Below are 6,291 nucleotides of genomic sequence, written 5' to 3' on the forward strand. Positions count from 1 at the left end.
AATGTCAGAGAAAAAAATCAATGGTTGTTTTTTAATTTGTGTTAATTTATCCGGTCCTTAACGGATTCGTGGATTAACTAATCCGTCAGTGGCCGGACACGTCCGTCAGTAGCCGGACACTGTCCCTCCCAAGTCCAACTTGGGAGGGAGTGTACCTATTCAATATTCACTTTCATTTTTTCTTTGCGTTCGTTGCGCGCATTGCGAGAGATAATAAGATTTCTCAGTCGCTTCTGCTCCTTCGAAATGACACTCCCAAAGCCCTGTCAGGGGCGGAATATTTGTAGCAGTGGGATTAAAGAAAATCAGAAGTCCCGTAGAAATATTTTTAGTTGAAAGTTAAGGCATTTCTCTTGTCAGTAAATAATAAATATCGAATATTGATTGGGGATTTGAGATTTCAGAAGTTTGCCGGTAAACAAATCTGAAATCAAAGATCGGTGTTTGTAATATCTTTGAAATTCAACAGTAAATAATTTTTAAACTTGAATTTTATTATTAAAAAATATAAATTAAACAATTATGAAAACCTATGAAAAAATTGAAGAGGCAGTATTATTTCTAAACAGGCATTTTGATCCGAAGAAACTAAAAGCCGGAGTGATTCTGGGATCAGGACTCGGCAGTTATGGAGACACAATTGATGCTGTGTATTCCGTTAATACCAGTTCAATCCCTCACTGGCCCGTATCTACAGTGCAAGGGCATAAGGGAGAGATAATAATTGGCAGAGTTGAAGAATCTCTTATCGCAGTTGTACAGGGGCGAGTGCATATTTATGAAGGATACTCTCCGGAAGAGGTTGTATTTGGCGTACGTGTTCTAGGCGCAATGGGCATTAAATCCCTGATAATCACAAATGCTGCAGGAAGTACAAATCCTGATATTCCTGCAGGCAGTATGATGCTGATTCGGGATCATATAAACATGATGGGAATAGATCCTTTAACAGGCCCGAATCTTGACAGGTTCGGACCGCGTTTCCCGGACATGAACAGGGCATACTCTGCGGAGTACAGGCATATAGCTTTGGAAGCTGCATCAGAATTGGGAATAAATCTGTACCAGGGAGTTCTTGCTGCTACTCATGGCCCAAGTTACGAGACTCCGTCAGAGGTTAGTGCGTTAAAACTGCTGGGAACAGATGCCGTATGTATGTCGACCATTCCGGAAGTGATTGCTGCAAATCATATGGGTATAAAAGTACTTGGAATTTCGTGTGTAACAAACATGGCTTCAGGAATGAGCAGTACTCCTCTGTCCCACAGCGATGTGGAAGAGACTGCAAACAGAATAGCCGAAGGCCTTAACAGATTATTAAAAGAGTCTATCTGCAGAATCATCAAAAACAGTTAAAAAAATGCGGATGATGACAAATCTCAAGAGTTTTCAGTAATCTAAAAAAAAGAAAGGCTGATTTGAGTTTCTGGGACATTAAGGCAAAACGGTACGAAGCGATAAGGCATGTGCGGCTCATAGAATGGATTCTTAGAGCGGAAAAGGATAACATCCGTAAACTTATTGATGAAGAAGGAATAGCTGCTGATATTGTACTTGATATAGGTTCCGGAAGCGGAGAAGCAGGGTCTCTATTCCCTGATTCGACACAGATTACAGCAATTGATACATCTTTTTCAATGCTTGTTCAGTGCAGAAGCAAGGGATTTTTTGCTGTAAGAGGAGATGCTTTGTATCTGCCTGCTGCTTCGAATTATTTTAATTGTGTTATCAGTATAGGCGTATCAGAATATATAAAAAGATTGGACAGCTTTTTTTCAGAGGCAGGCAGGGTGCTAAAAAAGGGGGGATATTTTATTACAACGCGTGCTCAGCCGAATATATTCAACAGGCTGCGTATGGTTTCAGGTGAGAGAGTGCGCTGTCACAGGGAAAATAAGTTCATATCTTCTGCGGAAGCAGAAGGCTTAATTCTTAAAAGAAAAATGACAGGTTTTATACAGGTTCAGTATCTTTTTCAAAAAAACTAAACAGGGACTAATTTATGAAAATTGTAGAAAAACTTAAGTTTATCCATCAAAAGCTGAAGCATCCTGATCATTCATGGCGTGTATATGTGCTGATTGGTATTGTGATATACTTTATTCTCATTAATCAGATAATACATGTAAGGCCCGACCATGCATTTCTTGCTCTTGTTGTGTTTTCTCTCGCTTTGGGGAAAGGGAATTCGAAGCAGTTTCTTATAGATTGGTCTCCTTTCATATTCTTCTGGATTGCATATGATATGATGCGTGGTGTTGCAGACAGTGTACGCGGTGTTATTAATGTAATTCCTCCGTTTACGCTTGAGCTCAAAATTTTTGGCGGCATTCTCGGGCATCAGGTGCCCTGTTTCTTTTTTGAGCATTTTCAGGCACTTCACCAGGGTGGAGTTCTGAAGGCAATCCTTGATATTATGGGTGCCAACTTTTACACAATACATTTTGGAGCCCCCCTTGTACTGGGGTGGATTTTTTGGCATACAACTTCCGACAGGCCTCTGTTTTATCATTTTGTTTATACAATTACAATCCTTAATATAATGGCTCTTGTTACATTTATGCTTTATCCGGCAGCTCCTCCATGGTATGTTTACAGATATGGTTTAGCCCAGCCGACCGGCCTTATTGAGGGCAGCGCAGCAGGCCTTGTTAATTTTGACAAGCTTATAGGTACAAAATTTCTTCAATCTATATGGGACACCTTTAACTCGAATCTTTTTGCAGCAATCCCTTCTCTGCACGGAGCTTATCCATGTGTTATTGCATTCTTCGGTATGAAAAAATTTAAAAAGAACCGTGCTTTATGGCTGCTATATCCAATCGGCACATGGTTTTCAGCGGTTTATCTTGGAGAACACTATATTATTGATCTTATAATAGGACTTATATATTTTATAATTGCTTATCAGATTGTTTTAAGGTTCATTTATCCTGTACTGTTTAAAAACTATGTTGAGAGGACTGATTTAAAATTAAAATCGGGGGAATAGATAATGTATAAGAGAATTATTTTTTCTGCATTATTTGTTTGTTTTGTGTACAGTTTAAACGCCCAGCAGCAGCCTGAGCAATCCATTCATTTTCGGTCAGGTGACTGGGTCTCTTACAGGTCAGCGAAGTATGTTACTTCTGTCGCAAAAGGGAATCAGTACATCTATTTTGGTACAACCAATGGAATAATCCGATACGATTTTTTCCGCAATAAATGGGCAGACCCATTTACTGTGAGCGACGGCCTGCCTTTTGGAACAGTGAAAGCAGTTGCTTATGACAGGTCAACCGGTTTTTTATGGTGTATTTCAGGAAGATATTTGTGTTTTTATCTGCCTGCAGCTCTTGAATGGAGATTAATAGATATACGGAAGCATGGAGTATCAGCTATTGATATTATCGGAGTAGGTGAGCAGCAGATGTGGGCAAAAGACTCAAATAATGTTTTTAAAATAGAGTCTCACGGATCATTTATTGAAAGATCAGGCAGAGAAGAAGCTGATAAAGATAATGTCAGATGGTCCCCTGTAAGGGGGAATTCAAATAAAAAAGTGTGGACTCAGTTTTTTATGGATGGAGGATACAGGTTTTTAATAAACGGCTATATTCAGGATGAATATTTTAGAGAATTTCAATTAACAACGTGGTTTAATGATAAGTTCGGGAATATGTGGATAGGAACCTGGGGGCTTGGTGCGGGAAGGGCTGATTTAAGGTCCGATGATATGATGATTTTACCGGCCGGGCCTATATCAAATAATATAAATTTTATGGCATGGGTAGATAATGGTATGTGGATGGGCGGAGTTGACACCGGTTCAAAATTACAAGGCATTACTTTCTGGAATATGGATGATAATCAGTGGAAATATTTTGAGCCGAATTACATATCAGGATTGGAGAACACAAGTGTCCGCGCAATTAGTGCAGGAGAGAGGTTTGTCTGGTTCGGTACTGATAACGGACTTGTCAGATATGATATGAACAGGGACAGGTGGAAGACTTATCATATAAATAACAATTTGTGGGATGAGATGATAACATCTCTCGTTCATGGAGATTCGTGTATCTATGTCGGTACTGATGTGGGTATTAACAAAGTATTACTGCCCTCAATGGATATTGTAAAGATCCATAACAAGGCAGTACTGCACAGAAGAATTTATTGCATGGAGAATACAAAAAATAATCTGTGGGCAGGCACAGACAGAGGAATTATCCGCTTTGATAAAACAACTGGTAGATGGGAGTATGTATCCGGTTATCCGGGAATGCCTGTAATAAATGTATCTGCAATTTCCACATATGATAATGAAGTATGGTTCGGCACTGATTACGGTGTGGAGATGTACGATTTATCAAAAAAAGTGTGGAAAGGATTTCTTCCTCAGCACTATCCCACAGGCGGCAGGATAAATACTATTCTTGCAGACAGCGGCAACGTTTGGTTCGGAACTGATAATGGTGTAATCAAGTACATAAAAAATGAAGACAGGTGGATGAGGTTTACTACAAAAGACGGGCTTGTTAGTAATTTGGTAAACTGGATTCTGCTGGATAATGATTACATCTGGTTTGGTACTGACCGCGGGCTGACTAAATTTTTTTGGAATGCCCCTTACAGGATAGATTAATATATAAACAACAGGAAAAAGAAATGTATACTATGCGTTTATTCTGTTCTCCAGCCAGTCAGGAATTGTCTTTTCGGATGATAGGTAATCCATAACAAGATAACTTCCGTGAATAACAGCTTTCATTTTGTCGTTTATACTGTCTGCCGGATCAGTTGAACCTGCTATATGGCTTATTCCTTTTACAGTAATGAAACGCAACCCTGCTCTGCTGCATATTCTTGCGCCATATCCAGAAGAACCATCTATACAGTCAATTAATGGTTCATTTGTAAGATTTCGCAGATCGGCACACAGTTCCGAATTATGATTACATGTTGCAACAGAGCCTGACCAGTGTTTGAAATTATAGGAATAATAAGATTCATTTTTACCATTTTCTGACATTATTTCACTTATTGCTCCTGGAATTATATAATCTCCGGGCGTATTGTTACTTTTTATTTTCCACGAGAATGGAATATAGGCTGTAACAACATCGCCGAGTGAGATTTGCGGGTTCAGTGACACGGAAGTTCCGAAAAAAACTATTTCAGATTCAGACAAATCTTTGGCAGCATTCTTGAAAGTCGAATTATAAAAATCTGCATCCGGCCCTGTTATAACAATTGTAACTGTTTTTGTATCTGTTCGGCCTTGCAGGCATTTACGTCCAAGGAAATTCACCATTGAAGTTTTTTTTAAAATGGTTGTGATTAATTCAGATTCAAATTTGTGACTGCAGAGAAGAACAGTATCTGTTAAATTGTTTTCTCTGAATATAGAAGAAGGTTTATGAAACCACAATTTAATCCTCCTTTAAATAAAATATGGCCTTGATTCTCTGCGAATCATGAGAACATACAATGAATCGGTAGACACAAATCCGGCTTTTAGTTTAAAATTACATTAAAATAACTTTTATAGGGGTGAGAATATATTTAATATTCTTTAAGTGCCCGATATTTTATCTCCCCCCACGGGTAACAAAATATTTGTTGTGCATAAAATCATTGATGCATTCAATTAGCATGTACTGCAGAACAAACGGTGTGTATTTCTTTGTTGTCTTGGCTAAAAGAATTATAACAAAATGATTCTTAAAATGCAAGTAAAAAATTATATTTGCAATGAATTATTTTATTTAATTGCCCAAAAATAAATTGATTTGGAAGAATAGTTTTTTAAATTTAGAAGATTTGGAGAATCAATTGGCAAAATATATCAATATTTACAGCAATAAAAGGCTCCATTCTTCTATTGGGTATGTTACTCCCAGAGACATGCTTCAGGAAAATCAGCAGCGAATTTATGAAGAACGAAAAATTAAACTTGAAAATGCAAAACAAAAACGAAAAATGCAAAGAACTTTGTATGCAGTTTAAAAACAACTAATCAAAACTGCCGATTATTCAAATTTTTGCTGAACCAAGGCAGAATATCTGCGCTATGAGGCTCTATATTAAATAAAACCACACAATAAAGTAGCAAAAAGATAATAATAAAAATAAGAATTATAAAAAACCACTTGACAGATCGTTTTTATTTTCTTACATTTTAATAGTTGATGATAAATTTTAAGTAGTACAGCATTCGCATCTTTAGAACAAACATCATTTCAAAATTTCATCATGTAGTAGTGTGTCTTCATGTAAGGGGATAATTGTATCCTGAATCAATAAGGA

6 protein-coding genes are annotated in these 6,291 nt (G+C 37.6%); 5 read left to right on the forward strand and 1 reads right to left on the reverse strand.

What is annotated here, in order from left to right:
• Window positions 1-522: 522 nt before the first annotated feature.
• The 4 genes from J7K93_11775 to J7K93_11790 all read left to right on the forward strand — a co-directional run bounded on the left by J7K93_11775 (window position 523) and on the right by J7K93_11790 (window position 4,627).
• Window positions 523-1,356: a purine-nucleoside phosphorylase gene (locus tag J7K93_11775; GenBank protein MCD6117687.1), complete on the forward strand. Its 834-nt coding sequence runs from the start codon at window positions 523-525 to the stop codon at window positions 1,354-1,356.
• A gap of 62 nt (window positions 1,357-1,418) precedes the next feature.
• Complete coding sequence (locus tag J7K93_11780) at window positions 1,419-1,988, forward strand: class I SAM-dependent methyltransferase (protein ID MCD6117688.1); 570 nt, start codon at window positions 1,419-1,421, stop codon at window positions 1,986-1,988.
• A 14-nt stretch (window positions 1,989-2,002) separates the two neighbouring features.
• Window positions 2,003-2,992 (forward strand): inositol phosphorylceramide synthase, encoded by a 990-nt coding sequence (locus J7K93_11785; GenBank protein MCD6117689.1) that lies wholly within the window; start codon window positions 2,003-2,005, stop codon window positions 2,990-2,992.
• 3 nt (window positions 2,993-2,995) lie between these two features.
• Window positions 2,996-4,627 carry a hypothetical protein gene (locus tag J7K93_11790; protein ID MCD6117690.1) on the forward strand — a complete coding sequence of 544 codons (1,632 nt, stop codon included), beginning with the start codon at window positions 2,996-2,998 and terminating at the stop codon, window positions 4,625-4,627.
• Window positions 4,628-4,657: 30 nt separating this feature from the next.
• On the opposite strand, the gene J7K93_11795 is transcribed toward J7K93_11790, so the two are convergent.
• Entirely contained in the window at window positions 4,658-5,413 is a 756-nt protein-coding gene (locus tag J7K93_11795) for a hypothetical protein (protein ID MCD6117691.1), read from the reverse strand.
• A 341-nt stretch (window positions 5,414-5,754) separates the two neighbouring features.
• Here J7K93_11795 and J7K93_11800 point away from each other — a divergent pair, with 341 nt between their 5' ends.
• Window positions 5,755-5,991, forward strand: coding sequence for an integrase core domain-containing protein (locus J7K93_11800; protein ID MCD6117692.1), 237 nt, complete (start codon window positions 5,755-5,757; stop codon window positions 5,989-5,991).
• The last annotated feature ends 300 nt before the right edge of the window (window positions 5,992-6,291 follow it).

The sequence above is a fragment of the bacterium genome (assembly GCA_021158245.1).
GTDB lineage: Bacteria > Zhuqueibacterota > QNDG01 > QNDG01 > QNDG01 > QNDG01.

Bases quoted from the DNA above. Each gene is read 5' to 3' on its own strand.
- J7K93_11790 (MCD6117690.1), top strand. From the start codon at position 2,996: ATGTATAAGAGAATTATTTTTTCTGCATTATTTGTTTGTTTTGTGTAC.
- J7K93_11785 (MCD6117689.1), top strand. From the start codon at position 2,003: ATGAAAATTGTAGAAAAACTTAAGTTTATCCATCAAAAGCTGAAGCAT.
- J7K93_11775 (MCD6117687.1), top strand. From the start codon at position 523: ATGAAAACCTATGAAAAAATTGAAGAGGCAGTATTATTTCTAAACAGG.